Raw genomic sequence first — 1,424 nt, forward strand, 5'->3', positions numbered from 1 at the left:
TCCTCCACTGCCACCCCGAAGCGCAGCGTTGTAAGTCTGATAACCATGACATGCACCGGAGTGGCGGTGGTCACGTTTTTTCGAAATCACGACTTTCGCCGCCACCCGGTGATGTCGAGCGTTATCCCAACTAATGCGCGGAGGTGCCGACCGATCTCGCTTCGTAGCGGTTCGATCCGCAGCACCCGACTGCCGGGGATGTCGGCCGACTTTGCTTCAAAGGGTTTTCTCGAAATCACGTCCGAACGTGACGTACCGCATCGCCGGAAAATCTCTTGGTCGCGCTGATCTATTTTTTCCGGCGATGCGGAACGTCACGTTCTCNAANTNGCTGCNNNCGTTCTCNCNATNCCCGAAGCTTGCNNNTCGTNNGGCATTGGAATGGTTTNCTCCGCTGCANGCTGCCGAAACGCGGACACTCTCGCCAATGGCTCNNTTTGTCTTNTCCCACCNGGCNTCGCCATTGGCGAGAGAGTCCGCGTTTCGGCTCCCTTCGGTCGCCGTGCCCGACCCGCTGACGGTCGGCAACGCTCGAAACTTGCCGCACGATTCAATGCCCGCTATGCTGTGAAACGGTGGTCGCAACTGCACATCGCTGATTCAACGCTCGATCCAATGCAATGGGATAACCACGGCATGCACCGGAGTGGCGGTGGTGCGGTTTTCTCGAAATCACGATGTTCGCCGCCACCCGGTGATGCCAACCGTTATCCGACTGAGATCAGATTAGCCTCCAAATGAATCGCAGCGTTTCATCAGCGGTCTTCGGCAAACTGAAGTGTCACCGCAATGACAGATCTTATTCCGTCGCAACAAGCCACAAGGGCGTGCGGGTTGATATTCACTTCTTCTGTGACACAGATGATGCGATCGACCGACTTCTTCCTCTAGCTGAGAAGGTTTGGCGTGGCCGTGTTCGATACTTCAAAGCTTTCCGTGAATACGCTGTTACGGAATTGCTTGAACTTCTGAATGGTTTTCTCGACTGCGGTGAAGACAATCCGCCACAAGTATCGGCTACGAAACTACGCAAGGTGCTTGCTGTGCCATACTCGATTACTTTCATGCTTTCTGGTAATGATTACGAAGACGAGTTTTTCGAGATCACTGGTGGTGATTCACCTTGCCTGCATGAACACTGCCTGACGGTATCTTTTGATGGCGACGGCCGAATTGTCGATGGCGACGCGAGATCCCTGTTCTGAATTCACAACGGCGGATAACCATCCCGTGCAACGGAGCCGGGCTTGCGGCTTTATTCAAATGGACAATCAACCTTCCCGGCCCGCTGACGGGCACCGTTACCCGACTGATTCTGCACGCAATCGCGCATGACTTCTGATCCTTACCGACCACCGATCGAATCCTCGTCAAGCATGCGGGTGCATTCTACGGTCCGACGAGTCGCCGTCGTTCTTTCAACT

General features: G+C 54.8%; 1 protein-coding gene. It reads left to right on the forward strand.

Going from position 1 to position 1,424, the window contains the following annotated elements; all coding sequences use genetic code 11:
- Positions 1-737 precede the first annotated feature (737 nt).
- Positions 738-1,205, forward strand: coding sequence for a DUF2262 domain-containing protein (locus tag Poly51_RS21030; RefSeq protein WP_146459854.1), 468 nt, complete (start codon positions 738-740; stop codon positions 1,203-1,205).
- Positions 1,206-1,424: the final 219 nt, after the last annotated feature.

The sequence above is a fragment of the Rubripirellula tenax genome (genome assembly GCF_007860125.1).
GTDB lineage: Bacteria > Planctomycetota > Planctomycetia > Pirellulales > Pirellulaceae > Rubripirellula > Rubripirellula tenax.

What these genes read in the sequence shown, in the direction of transcription:
- Poly51_RS21030 (WP_146459854.1), top strand. Translation starts at nt 738, where the DNA reads ATGAATCGCAGCGTTTCATCAGCGGTCTTCGGCAAACTGAAGTGTCAC.